General features: G+C 67.6%; 18 protein-coding genes. 7 read left to right on the top strand and 11 right to left on the bottom strand.

All coding sequences use genetic code 11. The annotated features are described in order from the left end of the window. Positions 1–74: 74 nt before the first annotated feature. From ACTHL9_RS08395 to ACTHL9_RS08370, 6 genes are all read left to right on the top strand, one after another. Positions 75–845 carry an SDR family NAD(P)-dependent oxidoreductase gene (locus ACTHL9_RS08395; RefSeq protein ID WP_440518398.1) on the top strand — a complete coding sequence of 257 codons (771 nt, stop codon included), beginning with the start codon at positions 75–77 and terminating at the stop codon, positions 843–845. Positions 846–912: 67 nt separating this feature from the next. Further along, positions 913–1,467 (top strand): flavodoxin family protein, encoded by a 555-nt coding sequence (locus tag ACTHL9_RS08390; RefSeq protein WP_440518397.1) that lies wholly within the window; start codon positions 913–915, stop codon positions 1,465–1,467. Further along, positions 1,445–1,831 (top strand): hypothetical protein, encoded by a 387-nt coding sequence (locus ACTHL9_RS08385; RefSeq protein WP_440518396.1) that lies wholly within the window; start codon positions 1,445–1,447, stop codon positions 1,829–1,831. The genes ACTHL9_RS08390 and ACTHL9_RS08385 overlap by 23 nt, the downstream gene beginning before the upstream one ends. Positions 1,832–1,896: 65 nt before the next feature. Then, positions 1,897–4,602: a magnesium-translocating P-type ATPase gene (mgtA, locus tag ACTHL9_RS08380; protein WP_440518395.1), complete on the top strand. Its 2,706-nt coding sequence runs from the start codon at positions 1,897–1,899 to the stop codon at positions 4,600–4,602. Positions 4,603–4,658: 56 nt separating this feature from the next. Further along, a complete protein-coding gene (locus ACTHL9_RS08375; protein WP_440518394.1) occupies positions 4,659–5,132 on the top strand; it encodes a pyridoxamine 5'-phosphate oxidase family protein in 474 nt (157 codons plus the stop codon). 52 nt (positions 5,133–5,184) lie between these two features. Beyond that, entirely contained in the window at positions 5,185–7,575 is a 2,391-nt protein-coding gene (locus ACTHL9_RS08370) for an HAD-IC family P-type ATPase (protein WP_440518393.1), read from the top strand. On the opposite strand, the gene ACTHL9_RS08365 is transcribed toward ACTHL9_RS08370, so the two are convergent. From ACTHL9_RS08365 to ACTHL9_RS08315, 11 genes are all read right to left on the bottom strand, one after another. Then, entirely contained in the window at positions 7,553–7,825 is a 273-nt protein-coding gene (locus tag ACTHL9_RS08365) for a universal stress protein (protein WP_440518392.1), read from the bottom strand. The two genes, ACTHL9_RS08370 and ACTHL9_RS08365, sit on opposite strands and share 23 nt — an antisense overlap. Then, positions 7,752–7,994, bottom strand: a complete 243-nt coding sequence (locus tag ACTHL9_RS08360) for a universal stress protein (protein ID WP_440518391.1) — start codon at positions 7,992–7,994, stop codon at positions 7,752–7,754. The genes ACTHL9_RS08365 and ACTHL9_RS08360 overlap by 74 nt, the downstream gene beginning before the upstream one ends. Positions 7,995–8,003: 9 nt before the next feature. After that, positions 8,004–8,810, bottom strand: coding sequence for an LCP family protein (locus tag ACTHL9_RS08355; protein ID WP_440518390.1), 807 nt, complete (start codon positions 8,808–8,810; stop codon positions 8,004–8,006). 308 nt (positions 8,811–9,118) lie between these two features. Then, complete coding sequence (locus ACTHL9_RS08350) at positions 9,119–10,735, bottom strand: GAF domain-containing sensor histidine kinase (protein WP_440518389.1); 1,617 nt, start codon at positions 10,733–10,735, stop codon at positions 9,119–9,121. A gap of 213 nt (positions 10,736–10,948) precedes the next feature. Then, positions 10,949–11,305 (bottom strand): SPW repeat protein, encoded by a 357-nt coding sequence (locus ACTHL9_RS08345; protein ID WP_440518388.1) that lies wholly within the window; start codon positions 11,303–11,305, stop codon positions 10,949–10,951. A gap of 60 nt (positions 11,306–11,365) precedes the next feature. Beyond that, a complete protein-coding gene (locus ACTHL9_RS08340; RefSeq protein ID WP_440518387.1) occupies positions 11,366–11,872 on the bottom strand; it encodes a universal stress protein in 507 nt (168 codons plus the stop codon). A 62-nt stretch (positions 11,873–11,934) separates the two neighbouring features. After that, positions 11,935–13,320: an MBL fold metallo-hydrolase RNA specificity domain-containing protein gene (locus ACTHL9_RS08335; RefSeq protein ID WP_440518386.1), complete on the bottom strand. Its 1,386-nt coding sequence runs from the start codon at positions 13,318–13,320 to the stop codon at positions 11,935–11,937. A gap of 10 nt (positions 13,321–13,330) precedes the next feature. Beyond that, the gene (gene ppsA, locus ACTHL9_RS08330; protein ID WP_440518385.1) at positions 13,331–15,769 is read right to left on the bottom strand and encodes a phosphoenolpyruvate synthase; all 2,439 of its coding nucleotides are present in this window, start codon (positions 15,767–15,769) and stop codon (positions 13,331–13,333) included. Next, entirely contained in the window at positions 15,766–16,182 is a 417-nt protein-coding gene (locus ACTHL9_RS08325) for a hypothetical protein (protein ID WP_440518384.1), read from the bottom strand. Before ACTHL9_RS08325 ends, ppsA begins: the two co-directional genes overlap by 4 nt. Before the next feature lie 98 nt (positions 16,183–16,280). Next, the gene (locus ACTHL9_RS08320; protein WP_440518383.1) at positions 16,281–19,013 is read right to left on the bottom strand and encodes a cation-translocating P-type ATPase; all 2,733 of its coding nucleotides are present in this window, start codon (positions 19,011–19,013) and stop codon (positions 16,281–16,283) included. A gap of 63 nt (positions 19,014–19,076) precedes the next feature. Continuing rightward, positions 19,077–20,132: an alcohol dehydrogenase catalytic domain-containing protein gene (locus ACTHL9_RS08315; RefSeq protein ID WP_440518382.1), complete on the bottom strand. Its 1,056-nt coding sequence runs from the start codon at positions 20,130–20,132 to the stop codon at positions 19,077–19,079. Between the two features lie 122 nt (positions 20,133–20,254). Here ACTHL9_RS08315 and holA point away from each other — a divergent pair, with 122 nt between their 5' ends. Then, positions 20,255–21,292 carry a DNA polymerase III subunit delta gene (gene holA, locus ACTHL9_RS08310; RefSeq protein WP_440518381.1) on the top strand — a complete coding sequence of 346 codons (1,038 nt, stop codon included), beginning with the start codon at positions 20,255–20,257 and terminating at the stop codon, positions 21,290–21,292. Position 21,293 lies beyond the last annotated feature (1 nt).

Below are 21,293 nucleotides of genomic sequence, written 5' to 3'. Positions count from 1 at the left end.
GGGCCGAAGGGCCCGAGTCCGGCGGAGTGACGCTTCCTACACTGAAGGCGCACGTGCTCGCGAAGGAGGATGCTGTGTCTACCTGGGAGGAAATCGTCACACCAGACCGATTCGACGGCCAGACGGTGATCGTCACGGGCGCCGCTTCGGGCATCGGACGTGCCACGGCACTGCGGATCGCCCGCGAGGGCGGGCGTGTCGTGGCGAGCGACCTCAGCCGCGAAGGCCTCGAGAAGCTCGCCGCCGAGCATCCGGAGCTCAATCTGGTTCCGGTCCCCGGAGACATCAGCACGGAGGCCGCGGTCCAGGAGGTCGTTGCCGCAGCGGGAGGAGCCGTGGACGGGCTCGTCAACAACGCGGGCATCATGGACAGCTTCCAGCCTGTCCACGAAGTGGACGACGCGACGTGGGAGCGCGTCCTCGCGGTGAACCTGACATCGATGATGCGGCTCATGCGCGCTGTTGTGCCGCCCATGCTCGACGCCGGTCGCGGCTCCATCGTCAACGTCGCCTCCGAAGCCGGCCTGCGCGGTGCGGCTGCGGGGGTCGCCTACACCGTCTCCAAGCATGCCGTCATCGGGCTGACCCGAAATTCGGCCGTGATGTACGGGCGCAAGGGGATCCGGGTCAATGCCGTCGCACCGGGCGGGACGAAGACGAACATCCACGCCGAGTTCGCGTCGCAGCTCGCAATGGAGGTCCTCGGGCCGCTCATGCAGGCGGTCGTCCCGCCGCTCGCGGAAGCAGAGGAACTCGCCGCGGGCATCACCTTCCTGCTCAGCCGGGACGGTTCCAACATCAACGGCGTGGTCCTCGCCTCGGACAACGGCTGGAACGCGATCTAGGCCCTCCTGAAGGTCGCAGGCCTTTCTCCCCTAGGGGAGTCTCGGGGCGAGGCCAACACTGGGTGGCATGGAAACGAGCAAGGCCATCGTGGTCTATGAGTCGATCTATGGCAACACGCACGCGATCGCCGAGGCGATCGCGGAGGGTCTTCGCGGCGCGGTTGAGGTGGAGACCTTCCCTGCCGCCGAAGCGAAGGACCACCCGTTGGACGCCGTCTCCCTCGTCGTCGCGGGCGGGCCGACCCACGCCCACGGACTCAGCCGAGAACAGGTGAGGGAAGCCGGAGTCAAGGACGCGGTTGCCGCAGGCGTGGACGTCGACCCAGCCGCGGAAGGTCCCTGGCTGCGGGAATGGTTCGAGACCTTGGGCGAGCACTCGGGGTGGGCCGTCGCGTTCGACACCCGCTTTGACATGCCCGGCATCCTCACCGGCCGGGCGTCGAAGGGAATCCTGAGGAGGCTCGAGCGGCACGGGTTCCGCGAACTCGTGGGTCCGGAGAGTTTCCTCGTCGACAAGGACAACCATCTCCTCCCTGGCGAAGAGGACCGGGCACGGGCCTGGGGAGCCGCGCTCGCGGCCGAACTCGAGAAGCAGTCCCATGAGACTGCCCCGCGGGGCTGACCGGCCCCGATCCGGACGGACAGCAACGCTCACCGAAGCCGGGAGCCTCAGGATCGAGCTCCAGGATGCCGGCTCGGAGACGTGGTGGGCCCGGGTCTTCTATCTCCTCGCCTCCCAGAACGGGCAGACGCAGCTGAGGTTCATCGGCACCGCCGATGACGGACGCACGCTCTACCGAGGCGAGACCTTCCCATCGCCTCCCCTGGGTGCCCGAGCTCCAGAGGAAGCGTGGGCTCCGGGGCTCGAAGCGAGCCTTGCCAAGCTGAAGGCCGAGGTCACGGGAGACGGTTGGATTGAGGCATGGAAGGGGCCGAAACCTTGGGACTTGGTGTACGTTCGTCCGGTTCCGTCCGCGGGCGGCTAGCCACAGCGACGCCGTCATGACCTGCATGCTTCGTTCGTCGCCTCGGTGCGCCTAGTGTGAGCCCTGTGAGTGTTCAGGCTGTCCCTGAGCTCGTCCAGCTCCCGGTCCTCCGCGCGGCCGCCATGGCCGCCGCCGAAGTGCTTGCGGCCGTCGGCAGTGGGCACGACGGGCTGAGTGAAGACGAGGCGGCACGGCGGCTCACGCTCGGCGCGAATGTGCTCGAGACGAGGCGCGTGAGCTGGCCCCACGTCCTGGTCCGGCAGTTCGCGAGCCCGCTCCAGGGTCTTCTGGTGGCAGCGGCGGCGATGTCCTTCGCCACCGGCGACCAGCTCAACGCCACGATCATCATCGCGATCCTGCTGGGAAGCGCGCTTCTCGGATTCGTGAACGAATACCGGGCGGAGCGGACTGCGGCGGACCTTCACGAGCGGATCAGCCATACCGTGATCGTCGTGCGGGATGGGAAGGAACGCCCCGTGCCGGTGCGCGAACTCGCGCCCGGGGACGTCATCCGGATTGGGCTCGGCAATATCGTCCCCGCCGACGCGCGCCTCCTCGACGCCGTCGACCTCGAGACGGACGAGGGCGTGCTGACGGGAGAGTCCGCCGCGGTGGAGAAGTCGACATCGCCTGTCCCGGAAGGGACTGGCCTCGCGGAGCTGAGCGACTGCCTGCTGATGGGCACCGTCGTGCATTCCGGATCGGCGCGTGCGGTCGTGACGGCAACCGGACACGACACTGAGTTCGGCCAGATCGCAACAGGCCTCGCCCAGGGCTTGCCGCAGACCTCGTTCCAGCGTGGGCTGAGCGAGTTCTCCCTCATGCTCCTATGGGTCGGGCTCGCGCTCACGGCGGGCATCCTCGCCATCAACCTCCTGCTGGAGAGGCCGTTTCTCGACTCGGTCCTCTTCTCCCTTGCGATCGCAGTGGGGATCACTCCGCAGCTGCTGCCCGCCGTCGTCAGCACCAGCCTCGCCGCGGGCTCCCGCCTCCTGGCCAAGGACGGAGTGCTCGTGAAGCGGCTCCTCGCCATCGAGGACCTCGGGAACCTCGATGTCCTGGTGACAGACAAGACCGGCACCCTCACCGAGGGCCGGATTGGCTTCGAAGAGGCCGTGCCGGTCGATGGCGGCGACCCCGAGCGGCTCGCCGAGCTCGCGCTCCTGTGCTGCGAGCTCGACCCCGCGCAGCCCGGGGCCGCAGGCGAGGGCCAGAATCCCGTGGATGCAGCCTTGTGGCAGGCCCACATGGACCTCCTGCCGCGGGTGGCGGCCACGCGTCGGCTTGAGCTGAGACCCTTCGACCACGAAAGCCGCACGATGGAGGCTGTCGTGGCCGGACCCGCGGTCGGGGGCGACGGACTGCGGATCCTCAAGGGCGCCCCGGAGGCGGTTCTCGAGAGATGCGCGGGTGTGCACCAAGGTGCCCGTGACCAGCTCGAGGCGCTTTTCCGTCGGGGTGCGCGGGTCGTCGCCGTCGCGAGCGGGCCCCCTGGGAAAGCGGACGACGACGGCCTGCCGCAGCTTTCGCTGGCCGGTTTCCTGTGCTTCATCGATCAGCCCAAGGCCGATGCGCAGGTGTCTCTCCAGCGGCTCGCGGCACTGGGGATCGAGGTCAAGGTCGCCACGGGCGACAACGCCTTGGTGGCCGAGCACGTCGTCTCGGTCCTCGGCATGCCGGAAGGCCGCGTTCTCACCGGGGTAGAGATCACGGGGATGGACGACGACGAGCTGGCCTCCGCCGCATCCCTCGCCCGGGTCTTCGCGCGGGTCTCCCCGGAGCAGAAGGCCCGCATTGTCACGCTTTTGCGGAGCAGGCATGCGGTGGGCTTCCTCGGCGACGGGGTCAACGATGCGCTCGCCCTCAACCGTGCTGACGTCGGCATCTCCGTGGACAGTGCGGCCGACGTCGCCAAGGATGCGGCCGACGTCGTGCTCCTCCAGAAGGACCTCGGCGTCCTCGCCGATGGCGTTGTGGGAGGGCGGCGGATCTTTGCCAACACCATCAAGTACCTGCTCATGGGCACGAGCAGCAACTTCGGGAACATGTTCTCGGCCGCGGCGGCGAGCGCCTTCCTCACGTTCCTGCCAATGTTGCCGGGCCAGATCCTGCTGAATAACCTGCTGTACGACTCAAGCCAGCTCGCGATCCCCACCGATCGGGTGGATCAGGATCAGCTCAGGCGGCCAGCTCACTGGGATATCGGGGCGATCCGGCGGTTTATGGTGGTCTTCGGCCCGATCTCCTCGCTGTTCGACTTTGCAACGTTCGGGCTCATGCTCTGGGTGTTCCATGCCGCCCCAGAGGAGTTCCGGGCCGGCTGGTTCGTCGAGTCCCTCGCGACGCAGACCCTCATCGTCTTCGCAATCCGCACGCGTCGCATCCCCTTCCTGCGCAGCAGGGCCTCGATCGCGCTGACCGCAAGCGTCCTCGCCGTCGTGGCCCTGGGAGCGCTCATTCCGTATACGCCACCGGGTACGCTCATCGGCTTCATGCCCCTGCCCGCCCCCTTCTTCCTGGCTCTCGTGGGAATGGTCGTCCTGTACCTGGTGCTCGTGGAGACCGCCAAGCACTTCTTCTATCGGGCAGCCGATGCCAGGGCCGCTCGGGAGCTGGCCGCCCAGGGGATCGCTCCTCCGGCAGGCCGGATGAAGGCGGTGCATGCCTCGCATGCCCGTGTCCACCGCCGCGCGGCCCCCTTCCTCGTGCACACCGGCCGGGCGAGGGTCGGCCGCGCGCCCGGGACGGGAACTGCGGCTGGGAGGCGCTAGCCGGAAGGGGACCTTGTCCCGTGTTGGAGTGCCCCGCAGGAATCTAGACTGTGGGCATGTCGACACAGCCCATGCGGTACCCGGCAGTGAAGGAACTGGCCAGCGATGAGTGCTGGGCACTCCTCCGAACAATGGTCTTGGGCAGACTGGCCGTGGCGGGCGAGGAGCATCCCGAGCTGTTCCCCGTCAACTACGTGGTGGATCGCGGCACAGTCCTCTTCCGCACCGATCCGGGCACGAAGCTCGCCGCCTCGCTGGACAAGGCGAAAGTGGCCTTCGAGGTGGACGGCTACGACGCCGAGACGAACGAGGCGTGGTCTGTCGTCATCAAAGGCGGCCTCGAGCCGGTCCTGCAGACCGTGGACATTGTCGACGCGGTGGCGCTCCCGCTGTTCCCCTGGCAATTCGGTGCGAAGGCGTTCTTCGTCCGGGTGGTCCCGGTGGCGCTCACGGGTCGTCGATTCGTCGTCGTCGAGCCGGGTCACTGGGTCTCGCCGCTGACGGGGATCAGACGGGCATCCGAGGAGTAGCGGCCGCGGTCGGAGAAGCAGACCGCTGAAGCGGATGGAGTCGGCGGGCCCTGTGGGGCGGACGATCGGTCTCACCGAGGCGGAAGTTTCGGAGCGCTTCCGCCGGGGGCTGGTGAATCGTCAGGATTTCTCGACCAGCCGCACCCTGTGGGCCATCGTCCGGGCGAACACCCTCACGTATTTCAACGCCATTGTGCTCTCCGGCTTCGCGGTTCTGCTTCTTCTCGGCCGATGGCAGGACGCGCTGTTCGGCCTCACGGCTTTGGCCAATGCGATCATCGGTGTCGGTCAGGAGCTCCGAGCCAAGCGCACCCTCGACCGGCTGAGCGTCCTGACAGCTCCGACGGCGAGGGTTCTTCGCGAGGAAGAGCAGCGCGAGGTGGACCCAGCTGATGTGGTCCTCGGCGACGTGCTGGTCCTGAGGGCCGGAGACCAAGTCGCGGCAGACGCCGTCGTCCTGACGGCTTCGCACCTCAGCATCGACGAATCGCTCCTCACTGGCGAGGCTGAGCCCGTTGTGCGCGCGGTGGGAGACACGCTCCTCTCAGGCTCAGCCGTGGTGGGAGGAGCGGGCATGGCCCGGGTGAGCGCAGTGGGCGCCGGCGCCTTCGCGAACCGCCTCACCGCCGAGTCGAGGCGGTTCTCGCTCGTGCGCTCGGAGCTGCGGGAATCCCTCGATCGGCTGTTGAAGTGGATCGGGTGGGTGGTCCTGCCGTTGGGCCTTCTGGTTCTCAACGCCCAAGTGCAGGTGCAGGGAGGGTGGGGCCCTGCGGCCGCGGACGGCCGGTGGCAGGTGGCCGCCGTGGACACGATTGCGGCCCTGATCGCCATGATCCCGCTGGGGCTCGTGCTCATGACCAGCGTGGCCTTCGCGGTCGCCGCCATCGCCCTCGCCCGGGAGCAGGTTCTCGTTCAAGAGCTGCCCGCGGTGGAGGGATTGGCACGGATCGACGTGCTCTGCATCGACAAAACCGGCACGCTCACCGATGGGAGGACCGTCCTCGACAGGGTAGTTCCCGTCCCCGCAGCCTCTGTGGCCGAGTCCTTGGCGGCGGCGTTGGCCTGGTTCGGGGCCGACGCCTCGGGGGGACCAACCATCCGCAGTCTCGCCCAGGAGTATCCCGCGGATGCGAGGGTGCGCGCCGAAGCCACGATCGGCTTCTCCTCCGAGAGGAAGTGGAGTGCGGCCACCCTCACGGGAAGCGCCTCGGGCACCTGGGTGCTGGGAGCGCCGGACGTCCTCGTCAATCTGCCCGAGTTCGCAATAGACGATCATGACGCACCGGGTGTGCGCCTCGCGGGCGAACTCGCGGCCTCGGGTCTGCGGACGCTCCTGCTCGCACGCACGGACGTATCGCTGTCTCCCGTCGACGTCGCCGAGGAAAGGCCTCCCGGCGGGTTGCGTGCGACGGCGGTCCTCGCCTTCCGGGAACAGCTCAGACCGGGCGTCGCGAGGACCTTGGCCTACCTCCGCGAGGAAGGGGTCGACGTGCGGGTCATCTCGGGCGACCATCCGACAACTGTCGCCGCCGTCGCAGCGGCGGTTGGACTCGGGACGCACCAGGGCTTGGACGCGCGCAATCTGTCTGACGACCCCGCGGCCTTCGCCTCTTCCGTGCTCAACGAACCGGTCATCGGCCGGGTGACTCCCGCCCAGAAGCGCCTGATGGTCGGCGCTCTCCAGGCGGCCGGCCACACTGTTGCGATGACGGGCGACGGCGTCAACGACGCTCTCGCCGTCAAGGAGGCGGACCTGGGTATCGCCATGGGATCCGGGTCGGCGGCGACCAAGGCAGTCGCGCGGATCGTGCTGCTCGACAACTCGTTCGACCACCTTCCGGACGTGGTAGCTCAAGGCCGACGGGTCCTGGCGAACATCGAGCGGGTTTCGGTCCTCTTCCTGACCAAGACCGTCTACGCGATGATGCTCTCGATCGGTCTCGGATTGCTGTTGCTCGAAACACCGTTCCTGCCCCGACAGCTTTCTGTGACGGATGGGCTCACCATCGGAATTCCGGCGTTCTTCCTCGCCCTCTTGCCGAACCGACGCCGTCATGCCCCGGGATTCCTGCGCCGCGCACTGGTCTCCGCGGTCCCCAACGGGACGATCGTGGGAGCCTGCCTGCTCGGCGTCACGGCGGGCGGAGACGCGGCCGGCCTCAGTGGCGATCAGGTGCGGACGGCGACGACCCTCGTCCTCACCACGCTGGGACTCTGGGTGCTCACCTGCCAGGCGCGGCCGCTGGCCGGTTGGCGGCTCGTCGTGGTCCTTTCCATGGTCGGGCTCGCCGCCGCGGTCTACCTGCTGCCCTTGTCGGTGGAGTTTCTCCAGTTCGACGCACCGCCTCCGTGGTTCGGTACCCTCGGAGCGGCGGTCGCCATCACGGGGTGCGCGGGAATCGAGCTCGTCCACCGGCTGACTAGGCCGTCGCCGGATGCCTGATCACCACGACGGGACATGGACAGTGGTGCACGAGGTGAGCCGACACCGAGCCGAGCAGGAGGCCTGCCAACCCGCTCAGGCCTCGTGAACCCACGACGACGACGTCGGCGCCGTCCGCCGCTTCAATGAGGACTCTGGCTGGACTGCCATGGCCGACGAGCGTCTGGATCGGGACATCACGCGGCGAGAGCGCGCCGGCGGCAAGGTCGAGCACCCGGGTGGCCGCTCTGGCGAAGGCCTCCCGTTCCATAGAGACGGCTTCGAGGGCCGTTGACCATCAGCGGGAAATCCCACGCCGTCACCGCGATCACCCGGCCGCCGCGCAGCCCGGCCTCCTCGACAGCCCGGGTAAGCGCCTCACGGGATTGCGATGAACCGTCCACTCCTGCAACGGCGAGAACACCTGGCGTGTCCCTCATCCCTTCACCTCACAGCCCGTGCGCTGCGGCATAAGCGTCCATCGAGTCGGTCGCGAGCGCGGCGCCGACCTCTGCGATCCCGGGATAGTCGGGGAGCACGATTGACTGCCCGTCCGGCGACGTCCCGGTGCCTGCGGTGGGCAGGGTGAAGAACACGGACGACTGCGGGTCCGCGCCGCGGAGGGCATAGGCGAGAGCCGCCATAGTCGCCAGATTCAGGCTGGGGTCGACGGTCAGGTGCGGGGCGACCAAGGTGATGAGGGCGATCGCATGCGCGGGATCCCGCGCGCTGCCGTTGGTCAGCAAGCTGGTCATCACAGCCCGGACGAACGTCTGCTGGTCGCGCACCCGTTGATAGTCGCCCTCCGGGAACGCGTACCGCTCGCGCACGAACTCGAGTGCTGCCTGGCCGTCGAGATGGTTGGGACCTTCGGTGAACGTGTGATGCGTGTCGAAGGTGGACGTGAACGGTCGTGCCACGTTGACCTCTATCCCTCCGAGTGCGTCCGTGAGCGCCCGGAAGCCGTCGAAGTCGGTCATCACGTAGTGATCGATGTGTACCTTCAGAAGTGAGCTGACGGTGTCGACGACGAGTTGGGGACCCCCCAGAGCGAGGCTTGCGTTGATCTTCGAGTCGCCGTAGCCGGCGATCGTGACCCAGTTGTCGCGCATGATCGAGATCCCGAAGACCTTATGCCGGTCGGTTGGAATGTGCACGAGCATGATCATGTCGGCGCGCTGGTCGGTGACCCCGCCGGCCATGGCTTGGCTCTGCACGGCCTCGGCCGCGTCGCCTCGGATGTCGCTGCCGATCACGAGGACGTTCAGTGCGCTTGGAGGCAGTGCTGGCAGGGCTTGCTGGGAGGGCGAAGGCGAAGATGAGGCCGAGAGATGTGGAATGGAAGCAGACGGCGGGGGAGTTGGGCGGGACAACGCGAAGAACGCGGCCGTCACCGCAGCGACGATCACGACGAGAAGCGATACCGCCAGAAAGGCCATCCGCCTTCGGGGTCCGTGCCCTTCGCCATCCGAGCGCGGGGGAGTCGCGTCGCTCACAGTGCTTACCGTCGCATCGTGAGGGAGTCAGCGGCAGAGCCTTTCGACCCGCGATCTGTGCTTCCTGATTACGCGGGCGGGAAGGGGATCCGCCACCGTACGGCAGTCCCTCGTCCCTGCGCGGATTTGATGGTGCAGGAACCACCCAGGGCTTGTGCTCGCTGCTGCATGTTAGCAAGACCGCTGATGCGGGAGGGGTCCTCGAAGCCCTGCCCGTCGTCCTTCACCAGGAGTTCGAGGTTCCCGTTTTCCAAGACGACAGACACCGTCAGATTTGCGGCGTGCGAGTGCCGAACCGCATTGCTTGCCGCCTCTGAAAGGACGGCGAGGACTTGGCGGGCGATCGGGGACGGGATATCGTCCACGATCCCCGTCAGGTCAATGTGGGGTTTCAGGTCTGCTTCGTGCAGCGCCTTCCGGAGCGTGTCGAGGAACTTTCGGGAGAAGGTCTCCAGCGCGGTGCTGTCCCTGGTACCCAAGGAGTAGATCGTGTTCCGCAGTTCCCGGATGCTTGCGTCGAGTTCGGCTGTGACCTCGCCGATGCGGGCGTCCGCGGCGGGACCCGTGGTGAAGCGACGCAGGGCCTGGATGCGCAACCCTGCGGCGAAGAGCCGCTGGATCACCAGGTCGTGCAGATCCTGCGCGATGCGGTCGCGATCGAGGCCGATGAGGGTCTCCTCGCGGTCGCGCCGGGCTCGGTTGAGGTCGAGGGCAAGGCCGATGTGGGCGCCGAACACGTCGGCGGAGGCCACATCGGTTCGGCTGTATCCCTGGGCGCCTCCCTGCCGCGCCAGAAGAAGGAGCCTCGTCCCGGGGCTGGCATGACCGATGGGCATGGCGAGCACCTGGGAGAGTTTGGTCCCGGGGCTGGATCCGAAGACCTCGGCGGGGTCTCGGACAACGAGCGCCCGGCCACTCGTGGACGCTTCCTTCAGGGCCTGAGGGTGGGGTATCCGGCCGCCGGCGGGGAGCGCGAGAGCGCCGACGGCGGTACACACTCTGAGCGTTCCCTCCTCGGGATCTGGCTCGGCGACTACGGCGAGGACGGAATCCGAGGCCTGCAACGCCCGCTCCGCAACGAGGTCCAGGCCTTCTTCGGGCGATTGCAGCTGGTCGGCGATCAGCTCCTCGCTGGTGGCCACGCCTGCTTCGAGCCAACGTTGCCGGGCACGGCTCTCCTCATACAGGCGAGCGTTCTGGATGGCAGCGCCGGCGGCCGCAGCCAGGGCGGTGGCGAGTTCCTCGTCCTCGGCCGTGAAGTCCGCTCCGTCTTCCTTCTCGGTGAGATAGAGGTTTCCGAAGACGGCGTCTCTGACGCGGATGGGGACGCCGAGGAAGGTTTTCATGGGGGGATGGTGCTCGGGGAAGCCCACGGATACGGGGTGCTCGTGAAGGTTGTGCAGCCGCAGAGGCTTGGGATCGCGGATCAGTTCGCCAAGGACGCCGTGACCAGTGGGGCGGTCGCCAATGAGCCGAACCCGCTCGTCTTCGATTCCGACGGTGATGAAATGGCTCAGGCGCCGGTCTTCGCCGATCACGCCGAGAGCCCCGTACCGTGCACCGACAAGCTCGCACGCCGACTGCACCACACGCTCAAGCACCGATTGGAGGGAGAGGTCCCGGGCTAGGGAGACGACCGCGGCCACGAGGCTGCTCAGGTGGTCTTGGGGCAGCTTGTTGCTCATGGCATCCTCCGTCCTGGCCCGGGCATCGCCCTCTGACCAGCGGAACGTCGCCGCTTGGCAGGTACGAGGGGGACGTCCGGAGCGGTCTTTCACTATGGATTCTCAGACAAACCACCGCGAGATGCCAGAGGATGGCAAGGCTGTCGTGAAGCGCACACAAGAAAGGGCGGCCGCGGCGTGGAGCCGACAGCCGCCCGAGGGGAGAACACCTACTCAGTGCGAGGGGATCACCTTGTTGTGGGCCTCGATCGCAGGCCTGATGGCTGCTGCGGTGACGCCAGCGGCCACGATCCCGGCGATCCAAGACGTCCACGCTGCCCCGGTATGGTCAGAGTAGGCGCCGATCCACGGCGAGATGAACAGCAGGACGCCCGCCGCGCATTGGGCGTATTCAAGCCAGGGAGTTCCGGGCATGGACAGGTTCAGCGCCGCGGTAGCCACGAGCACCAGGCCGAAGACCAGCATCAGCGTTCGCGACGCGGTCGTCTGCTCGGTCCAGAGGACGGACAGAGCCGCATACAGGCCGCAGAGCCCAGCCACGTAATCCTCCCACCGGATCCACTTCTTCATGGGTTGTTTCCTTCCTTTCCTTCCCAGGGCATTCACCCAGGGATCCGCCTTTGCGGGGTGTCAGGCGGACGCTGTGGTGGCGGGCGCAGCCGCGGAAGCGGTCGGCGCGGCCTTGGAGTCCTCGGGCGTGTGCAGGACGAGAACTGGGCAACCGGCGTGCTCTGCACACGCCGCGCTCACGGAGCCGAGCATGAGCCCCATGAACCCGCCGAGCCCTCGAGAGCCGACGATCAGCAGGCGGGCCTGCCTGGTGGCCTCGATCAGGACGTGGGCTGCGGGGCCGGAGGCGACAAGGGTCTTGAGCCCCTCCGGCGGTGAGTCGCCATAGGCTTCCTCGATGGTCTTCTGGAGCACTTCGCGCGCATCTGCCTCTGGGCTCCACTCCATACTGGGGTAGGCGCCCAAAACGGCCGCCGCCGGGAACTGCCAGGCGATCGCCGCCGTGATCGGTCCACCGACGGCCGGCTCGAGCTTCATCGCCCAGCGCAGAGCTTCGACGGAGAGAGGCGAACCGTCCACGCCGACCACGATGCCTGCGATGGCCTTCCCTGCTGCGGACTCATCCATGCCTTCGAGGGTAGGTTCGCCGACGGACAGCAGATAGAGACTTAGGCCATACCGCGACGGTGTCAGTGGAGACCCGAGATGTTCACACGTTCCAGGTATTCGGGGACCCGCACGCGCCACCCCAGTTCGTGCTGGATGCGGCCCCGCAGAGTGTCCGAGGCGTGGGGTTCCCCATGGGTCACGAAGGTCATGAGGGGCGGGCGTTTGGCGCGTGCCATCCACGCGAGGACCGCGTCCGCGTCCGCATGGGCAGAGAGATTCTCGAGGCTCACGACTTCGGCCCTCACGGGAACGTCGCGCCCGTAGATGCGAAGCGACCGGGCGCCGCCCTGGAGAGCGGCGCCGCGCGTGCCTCCGGCCTGGTAGCCGCTGAGCACTATGCAGTTCCTCGGGTCCTCGGCGTAGGCCTCGAGATGGTGGAGCACTCTGCCGCCCGTGAGCATGCCGCTTGCAGAGATGATGACCATCGGACCGCCTCGGAGATTGAGGGCCTTCGACTCCTCCACGCTGCGCACCATGATCGGCAGCCGATACATCCGGCCGAACTCCTCATCGCTGATTCGGTGCTGATCCCGATGGCGGTGGTACATCTCCGTGGCGTCGACGGCCATGGGGCTGTTCAGGAAGATCGGGACGTCCGGGATGCGGTGCTTCTGCCGAAGACGGGAGAGATGGAGCATGAGGGTCTCGGCGCGGCCGACGGCGAAGGACGCGATGAGCACCACCCCTCCGCGCTCCGCCACCCGCGAGACGACCTCGCCCAATTCACGCTCGGCATCGGCATCCGGATGGCTTCGGTCGCCGTAGGTGGATTCGGTCACCAGCACATCGCAGGCTTCCAGAGGCGCAGGGGGCAGCATGAGCGGGTCGTCCTCCCGGCCGAGGTCGCCCGTGAAATGGATCGAACGCCCTTCGGCCTGAAGCTGGACTTGGGCAGCGCCCAGAATGTGCCCCGCACGGCGGAAGCACACCGTGATGCCCGTTCCCAGATCGAGGGATCGGCCGAACTCCTCTGGTCGGAAGCGCTCGATGGCGCGCTCGGCGTCGGAAACCGTGTAGAGAGGCCTAGGGGATTCATGGCGGGACGACCCGCGGCGAGCGGCCGTCCGGGCCTCTTCCTCCTGGAGGTAACCGCTATCGGGCAGGAGCAGCGTCAAGAGTTCGGCCGTCCCCTGAGTGCAGTAGACCGGTCCCTTGAACCCATCGCGGACCAACGCGGGGAGGTAGCCGCTGTGATCGAGGTGCGCATGCGTCAGCACCATGGCGTCGAGGGTCCAGGGAGGGACGGGGAACGGCCGCCAGTTGCGCTCGCGCAGGACTTTGTAGCCCTGGAACAGCCCGCAGTCTACGAGGATTCGGGTGCCGTCGTGCTCAATGAGGTAGCGGGAGCCGGTCACCGTGTCGGTCGCACCGAGAAAGGTCAGGGACGGGCCGTCGTCGTAAGCCATCTCCGCTGCGCTAACGACCTGCTTCGGCGGCGGCGATCACCGGAACCGTCCGCAGGAAGCTGTCCGGATTGAGCGAGATCGAGTCGATTCCCTCCGCGACGAGGAACTGCGCAAAGTCCGGATGGTTGCTCGGGCCCTGGCCGCAGATGCCGATGTGCACCCCGGCCGCATGAGCCCCTCGGATAGCCTGCGCGATCATGGCCGTCACCGCCGGGTTGCGCTCGTCGAAGAGGCGGGCCAGCTGTTCGGAATCCCGGTCCACGCCGAGGACCAGCTGCGTGAGGTCGTTGGAACCGATCGAGAAGCCGTCGAAGCGGGCTGCGAATTGGTCCGCGAGGATGACGTTCGAGGGAATCTCGCACATGACATAGACCTGAAGGCCGTCCGCGCCCCTGACCAGGCCTTCTTCAGCCATCACCGCGAGGACCGCATCTGCCTCTTGGGGGCTGCGGCAGAACGGGACCATCACCACGATATTGCGGAAGCCCAGCTCCTCCCGCGCCTTCCTGATGGCCCGGCATTCGAGGGCAAAGCCTTCGCGATAGCGCGGATCGTGGTACCGGGAAGCGCCCCGGAACCCCAGCATCGGGTTCTCCTCCGGCTCCTCGAACGCCGCCCCTCCCAGGAGGTTTGCGTACTCGTTGGTCTTGAAGTCACTCAGTCGGACGATGGCGGGCGCTGGATAGAACGGGCTCGCGATCTTCGCCATGCCCCTCGCGAGCCGGTCGACAAAGTAGTCTCCGGGCTCCGCGTAGCCGCGGGTGAGCTCTCGGATCGCTTCCACTTCCTCGGCGTCCCCGACCCGCTCGGGATGGACCAGCGCCATGGGATGGACCCGGATGAGGTTGGAGACGATGAACTCCATCCTTGCCAGACCCACTCCGGCCGCCGGAAGCTTCCACCAGCGGAAGGCGCCCGAGGGATCGGCGAGGTTCACCATGAGCCGGGTTCGCGTCGCGGGAAGGGCGCCGACGTCGGCCTCCTCCACGACGAACGGAACGCGACCGTCGAGGACAAGTCCCTCCGCACCCAAGGCGCAGGTCACGGTCACCGGGTTCCCGTCTGCAATGACACTGGTTCCGTCCACGGTGCCGACGACGGCCGGCACCCCCAGCTCTCGGCTCACGATGGCGGCGTGGCTGGTCGGACCGCCGTGGTCCGTCACGATTCCGGCTGCGCGCCTCATGACGGGGACCCAGTCCGGATCTGTCATGGTGGTCACCAGCACGCAGCCATCGCGGAAGGCTCCGATGTCCTTGACGTCTCTGATGACACAGGCGTCGCCCGAGGCGATCCGGTCGCCGACTGCAGAACCCCGGGTGAGGACGGGGCCCGAGCCGGTCAGGCGGTGCACACGCAGCATCGAGGCGCTCTGCGCCGATTGCACCGTTTCGGGCCTGGCCTGGACCAGGAACAGCTCGCCGTTAAGCCCGTCCTTCGCCCATTCCAGGTCCATGGGCCTGCCATAGTGCTCCTGGACCGCGATGGCCCATCGCGCGAGACCGAGGATTTCGTCGTCGTCGAGGACGAAGGCCTCCCTCTCCGAGCTTGAGGTTTCGAGCAACAGGGTCCCGGACCCGCTGCGGGCGAAGACGAGTTTTGACTCCTTCGCCCCCAGCGTCTTCCCGATGATCGGCCGCGCGCCAGGGTCAGCGAGAAGGGGGGAGAACACCTCATACTTGTCGGGCTCCACGCTCCCTTGCACCACGGTCTCCCCAAGGCCCCATGCCGCGGTGATCATGACCGCCCGAGGGAAGCCCGACTCGGTGTCGAGCGTGAACATGACGCCCGACCCGGCGCGATCGGAGCGGACCATCCGCTGGACGCCAATGGAGAGGGAGACTCCCATGTGGTCGATAGCGTGCAATTCTCGATAGGTGATCGCACGGTCGGTGAATAGGGAGGCGTAGCAGCGACGGCAGGCTTCCAGAAGTTCACGCTCGCCGACCACGTTGAGGAAGGTCTCCTGGGCGCCGGCGAAGCTGGCTTCGGGGAGATCCTCCGCCGTCGCGCTACTGCGCACCGCGACGGCAATCGGCGCGCCGGCTCCCGAACCCGCCCGGGCGATGAGCCCGCGGTACGCGGCACGAATGGCATCCGCGGAGGGACGCGGAAACTCTGCCGCCAGGATGAGTTCGCGGATCGCGGCGCCAGTGTTCCGAAGGCTGGACCGCCCCGATCGATAGTCCGCGAGCAGCAAGGCCATGGGCTCGCGAATTCCGTTCGCCTCGAGGTATTCGCGGTAGGCAAAGGCTGTGGTCGCAAAGCCCTCGGGAACCGCAACTCCGGACGCCGTGAGCGCGCGGGTCAGCTCCCCGAGCGACGCGTTCTTGCCTCCGACGTCCGGCAGGTCCTCCATGCCGATGTCGCCGAAGCGGAGTACCAGGGCCGCGTGATTCGGCTCTTCCGCAGTGGCCGGGCGCTGCCCCTCGTCGGCGGGCGCGGTCATCTTTCGCTCCGCGCCATCAGGGAGGCAACGGACTCAAGCACGTCGTGGCACGCATCGGCTGTGATCCGGCAGTGCAGAAAGACGTCCGCGTGTGCAGCGCATGCTTCTCCGCACTGCTCGCAGGTCTCGGACATCATCCTGACAATGGAGTCCGGCATGCGCCCGAAATCGGACCCGAGCCGTGAGAGCACTTCGACCGCGGCGGTGCAGATCGAGGCGCAGTTCTGCTGCCATCTGATCACCGAGCGGAGCTCGGCAACCGTGGGCTCTTCGAGGCAGCTGTCGGCCCCCGAAATACAGGCCTGTGTGCAGGCCATCGCCGCGTCGATGCATGCTCCGAGCGCCGCTCGCTGAGTCTCGCCCATGTCGGGGGCTGCAGGATGAACGACGAGGGCCTCGCGGGACGGGGACATGAAAGGCTCCTTCGGACAGACGGGGGCGGCTGCGTCGTCCCTCGTGCTCGATTGTCGAAGCCATGCTGACGGCGGTGAAGGGCCTTTGGTCCCCGCGCTCATCGGGGCGGGGCCTTCCGTCGTCGAACCCACCGGTACACCTCGTCGCTTCCCCAGACGATCACAGGGAACGGGACGAGCATCAGGATCTGCCATGGGTAGGGGGATGCCGTGCCGAAGATCGCCTGAAGCGGCGGCACGTAGACGATCGCGGCGCTGAAGGCGATCTCGAAGGCGATTCCCCAGAGCAGCAGCCGGTTCGCGCCGAGGCCGATCTGGGCGAGGGACGCCGTTTGGGTCCGCGCGGCGAATGCGGTGCCGATCTGACAGGCGACGATCCCCAGGAACGTCATCGTCGTGGCGTGGACCCACACGGTGTGGAGCGGCTCGCGACTCGTGTCCAGACCCAGATGCCAGCCTCCGGCGAAGAGGGTGAGGAAGAATCCGGTCGATACGAGGACCGTCGAAATGCCGCCGAGGAGCCCCCATGAGCGCGCGAGCATCGAGCCGTCGATGACGTTCTGCCCCCGCCTGCGGGGCGGCCGCTCCATGATTCCCGGCTCTTCAGGCTCGCGGCCGAGGGCCAGCGCTGGAAGCGTTTCGGTGCCGAGGTCCACAGCCAGGATCTGTAGGACTGTCAACGGCAGCGGGAGACCGCCTCCGGCTATGGCGTACAGGAGAAAAGGCACGACCTCGGGTGTGGCGTGGGCAAAAATGTACACGATGAATTTCCGGACGTTGTCATAGACCCGCCGTCCAGACTGAACGGCGCTGACGATCGAGGCGAAGTCATCATCCGTCAGCACCATCGTTGCCGCCTCGCGGGCCACGTCCGTCCCTGAGAGCCCCATCGCCACTCCGATGTCGGCCCGCCGCAGGGCGGGGGCATCGTTGACGCCGTCGCCAGTCATCGCCACAACCTGCCCCATGTCCCGAAGTGCGTCGGCGATCCGAAGCTTCGCTTCGGGGGAGCTGCGGGCGAAGATCATCTCGTCCGGAGCTGAGAGCAGGGTATCGAGCTCAGCCTCGGACATCCGGTCCAGCTCCCGCCCGTTGATCACGCGGATGTCGGCATCTCCGATGCCTACTCGTTGAGCCACCCCACGGGCGGTCAGACCGTGGTCCCCGGTGACGATGAGGAGCCGGATCCCGGCATGATGGCAGCGTGCCACCGCTTCGGGGACCTCGGGGCGCGGGGGATCGAGCATGCCGACAAGGCCGAGGAGTGTCAGGTCGCTTTCGGCGTCCTGCCGTGACTCCGACAGCGCCGCCTCCGAGGGGAGCCTCCGCTCCGCGACGGCCAGCACTCGCAGGCCACGGCTGGCCCAGTCGTCGACCTCTGCGGTCGCGGACGTTCTCGTGGCCTCGGTCAAGGGCTGATCTCCGCTCGCGCTGCCCATTCGCGAGCACAGCCGCATCACTTCCTCCGGCGCTCCCTTGCAGTGCAGCCATACCTCGCCCTCGGGGGACCGGTCGATCGTGGACATGCGTCGGAGCGTAGGGTCGAAATGGAGCTGGGCGAGGCGTTCGCCGTTCTGGGACTGGGGGTCGGCTCCGAGCTGCACGGCGGCGTGCAGGAAGGCGAGTTCCGTCGGGTCGCCTTCCGCGGTGCCGTCGGCGTTGAGAGACGCGTTGTTGCAGGCGACGGCGGCGGCTGCCAGGCGCTGGAGCGGCGAGCCGTGCTGTGGAGGCGCCACCGCGCGGGTCAGGTCGAGTGTGCCGTCTGCCGCCGTCCAGATGCTGAGGGCGCGCATCCTGTTCATGGTGAGCGTGCCGGTCTTGTCCGTGCAGATCACGCTCGTGGACCCCAAGGTTTCCACGGCGCTGATCTTCTTGACGAGCGCTCCTTGGCCAGCCAAGATCCGCACGCCGACGGCCAAGGCCAGGGTAATGGTCGGCAGAAGGCCTTCGGGCACATTGGCCACGAGCAGCCCGATGGCGAAATTGACCGCATCGCCCAGGGAGAGGCCGGCGGCCAGTGTACCGATCGGGATGAAGGCGATCCCCATCGCCACGGCCACCACGGCGATGACCCGAGCGACTCGGGTGACCTGCTTCTCCAGCGGACTTGGGTCGTGGCCGACCCGCTCCGTCAGGGCGGCGATTCGTCCCAGTTCGGTCTGCATACCCGTCGCGTAAACCACCGCCGTGGCCTCGCCGCCGGTGCAGCTCGTGCCGCTGAAGACCATGTCCGCTGCTTCCAGCAGCCGTTCCGACCTTCCCTCGCCGCCGGCAGTCCTGAGGACCGGAAGGGATTCGCCCGTGAGGGTCGAGAAGTCCATTTCGACCGACCCGTCGAGGACCCGGGCATCAGCCGAGACCCGGTCGCCCTCCCTCACGATGATGATGTCGCCGGGCACGAGCGACCGCGCGTCCACATGAGTCTCCTCGCCGTTCCGCAGGACGCGGGCGGTGTGCGGAAGATAGGCCGAGAGAGCTTCGACGGCTCGTTCGGCGTGACGTTCCTGGAGGAAGGCGAAGGCGGCATTGAGAACGACGACGGCGACGATCGCCACGGCGAGCGGAGCCGAACCGCTCACGAAGCTCAGCAGGGCCGCGAGCCAGAGCAGCAGGGCCAGCGGGTGAACCAGCTGTGCCAGGACCTGCTGCGGCCACTGCCTGCCTCCTTTGCGGGACAGCACGTTCGGACCGTGGACGGCCTGCCGGCGTGCCGCTTCGCGCTGCGACAGGCCTGCCCGTTGGGCCCCCAGCTCGCTCAGCAGCCGTTCTACCGGCTCTTGTGGATTGACGTCGGGCTCGCCTGCGGGCGCGGGCTCGGGGGACGCATCCATGAGCACAGTAGAGCGTGCCCGGCTGAGGCGAGGAAGGGGCCAAGGTCCCCGGGGCGAGGATCTCTACTGGCCGGCGATGACCACCTTCAGCGCGTGCTCGGTCGCGGCGTTGGCGAACGTGTCGTACGCCTCCAGGATTTCGCCGAAGCCGAACCGATGGGTCACGAATTTGCCGGGGTCGATCTCACCTGCGCTGATCTTTCCGAGCAGCTCGGGAGCGGTGGTGGCGTTGACGAGTCCTGTCGTGATGGTGATGTTGTTGATCCAGTCGCGGTCGATGGGAAACTCGACCGGCTTTCCGTGGACGCCGACGTTCGCTACCCTTCCGCCGGGGCGGATCGAGTCGAGCGCGGAGCGGAAGGTTGCGGGGATACCGACCGCCTCGATCGCGACATCGACACCGAGGCCGTCGCGGCTGAGCCGCTTCAGCTCAGCGGCGACGTCCACTCCCTCGCCGACCGTCACGGGGTCGGTCGCCCCTAACTTCGCCGCCTGCTCGAGGCGGTATTCGTTGCCGTCGACGGCCACCACCTTCGTGGCCCCAGCAGGGCCCGCGGTCATGATGGCCGCCAGGCCAACGGGCCCGGCCCCTACGACCGCAACCGTATCGCCGGGCTTCACCGAGCCGTAGAGGACGCCGATCTCGTATCCGGTGGGGAGGATGTCGCTGACCATGGCGCCTTGCTCTGCGGTCACGCCGCCGGGAAGCGGGATGAGCCCGTTGTCAGCGAACGGCACCCGGACGTATTCGGCCTGGGTTCCGTCGATGAGGTGGCCGAAGATCCAGCCGATCCCGCCGAGAGTCCGGCAATGCGAGGTCAGGCCGGCCGTGCAGAAGTCGCAGTGCATGCACTTGCTGATGCAGGAGACGATGACGCGGTCTCCGACCTTTGCCTTTCGGCAGTCAGGGCCAACCTCGACGACGACTCCCACGCCCTCGTGCCCGAGGATTCGGCCGGGGGTAACAGCTGGGACGTCGCCTTTGAGGATGTGGAGGTCGGTTCCGCAGATTGTGGTGGTGTCCATCCGCACGATCGCGTCCGTCGGATCCGCGATGACGGGATCGGCGACATCCTCCCAAGCCTTCTGGCCAGGGCCGTGGTAGACGAGCGCTTTCATGTGGCCCTCCTCTCGTGGCGAGGCTCACCCTACGCTTCCGGATGCGGCGCCTGAAGGTCCAAAGGTCCCGCCGCCGGTTAGGCGGCTTTGGTGAGCCGCGCAGCGCGTGACAAGGTGGATCCGTGAGCCAATCGTCGGGGCGCCAGCCCAAGGCCGGACGCAGCAGCGCCCCAGCACATCTCGTCGACTTCCGTCGGGCGGCTCCCGCGCCCGTCGTCCTCATCTCGGGTCCTGAGGACTACCTTGCGGCGCGGGCGCTCGACTCCATCCGCCGTCAGGCACGTGCTGCTGATCCCGGCCTTGAAGTCACGCGCCTCGACGCCCAGTCCTACACCTCCGGGGAGCTCCTGCTCGTCACCTCGCCCTCGCTGTTCGGCGAGCGGAAGCTCATCGAGGCACATGGGCTCGAATCGATGAATGAGGACTTCCTCGCGGACACCCTCGCGTACCTCGCCACGCCGGAGCCGGACATCGTGCTCGTCCTTCGGCACGCCGGCGGCACTCGAGGCAAGAAGCTGCTCGACGCCGTCAAGGCGTCGGGCGCGCCCGTCGTCGACTGCCAGCCGCTCAAGAAGGACTCGGACAAGGCGGCCTTCGTCGCCGCGGAGTTCAAGGGCTCAGGCCGACGCATCGATCGCGATGCGATCGATGCGCTCGTGGCGGCGGTGGGAAGCAGTCTCGCCGAGTTGGGCGCCGCGTGCAGCCAACTCCAGCTCGACGCAACGTCGACCGTGGACGCTGGCACGGTCGAGAAGTACTTCGGCGGCCGCGTGGAGGCGACCGCCTTCAAGGTCGCGGACGCCGCTCTCGCGGGCAAGAGCGCGCTGGCGCTCTCGTCGTTCCGCCACGCCCTCGAGACGGGGGTCGATCCGGTGCCGATCGTCGCCGCCATCGCATCGAAGCTCCGCACCCTCGCGAAGGTTGCGGGGGAGCAGGGCTCCGCTCAGAGCATCGCCCGGACGCTCGGAATGCAGCCGTGGCTCGTGGAACAGGCGCAGCGGGACATCCGGGGGTGGACTCCGGCGAGCCTCGCCACGGCGATCCGTGCCGTGGCGGAGGCGGACGCGGAGGTGAAGGGTCTGGCTCGGGACCCGGGCTACGCCGTCGAGCGCGCCCTCACCGTGGTGAGCGCCTCCGCGCGGGCCCGTCAGCGGGCCTGAG

The organism is Sinomonas sp. (genome assembly GCF_051955515.1).
In the GTDB taxonomy this organism is placed as follows: domain Bacteria; phylum Actinomycetota; class Actinomycetes; order Actinomycetales; family Micrococcaceae; genus Sinomonas.
Note: the sequence above shows the minus strand (reverse complement) of the source record. Positions and strands in the feature narration are given on the sequence as shown.

Bases quoted from the DNA above. Each gene is read 5' to 3' on its own strand.
- ACTHL9_RS08390 (WP_440518397.1), top strand. From the start codon at position 913: ATGGAAACGAGCAAGGCCATCGTGGTCTATGAGTCGATCTATGGCAAC.
- ACTHL9_RS08385 (WP_440518396.1), top strand. From the start codon at position 1,445: ATGAGACTGCCCCGCGGGGCTGACCGGCCCCGATCCGGACGGACAGCA.
- ACTHL9_RS08375 (WP_440518394.1), top strand. From the start codon at position 4,659: ATGTCGACACAGCCCATGCGGTACCCGGCAGTGAAGGAACTGGCCAGC.
- ACTHL9_RS08365 (WP_440518392.1), bottom strand. From the start codon at position 7,825: ATGGAACGGGAGGCCTTCGCCAGAGCGGCCACCCGGGTGCTCGACCTT.
- ACTHL9_RS08360 (WP_440518391.1), bottom strand. From the start codon at position 7,994: ATGAGGGACACGCCAGGTGTTCTCGCCGTTGCAGGAGTGGACGGTTCA.
- ACTHL9_RS08350 (WP_440518389.1), bottom strand. From the start codon at position 10,735: ATGAGCAACAAGCTGCCCCAAGACCACCTGAGCAGCCTCGTGGCCGCG.
- ACTHL9_RS08345 (WP_440518388.1), bottom strand. From the start codon at position 11,305: ATGAAGAAGTGGATCCGGTGGGAGGATTACGTGGCTGGGCTCTGCGGC.
- ACTHL9_RS08340 (WP_440518387.1), bottom strand. From the start codon at position 11,872: ATGGATGAGTCCGCAGCAGGGAAGGCCATCGCAGGCATCGTGGTCGGC.
- ACTHL9_RS08335 (WP_440518386.1), bottom strand. From the start codon at position 13,320: ATGGCTTACGACGACGGCCCGTCCCTGACCTTTCTCGGTGCGACCGAC.
- ppsA (WP_440518385.1), bottom strand. From the start codon at position 15,769: ATGACCGCGCCCGCCGACGAGGGGCAGCGCCCGGCCACTGCGGAAGAG.
- ACTHL9_RS08325 (WP_440518384.1), bottom strand. From the start codon at position 16,182: ATGTCCCCGTCCCGCGAGGCCCTCGTCGTTCATCCTGCAGCCCCCGAC.
- ACTHL9_RS08320 (WP_440518383.1), bottom strand. From the start codon at position 19,013: ATGGATGCGTCCCCCGAGCCCGCGCCCGCAGGCGAGCCCGACGTCAAT.
- ACTHL9_RS08315 (WP_440518382.1), bottom strand. From the start codon at position 20,132: ATGAAAGCGCTCGTCTACCACGGCCCTGGCCAGAAGGCTTGGGAGGAT.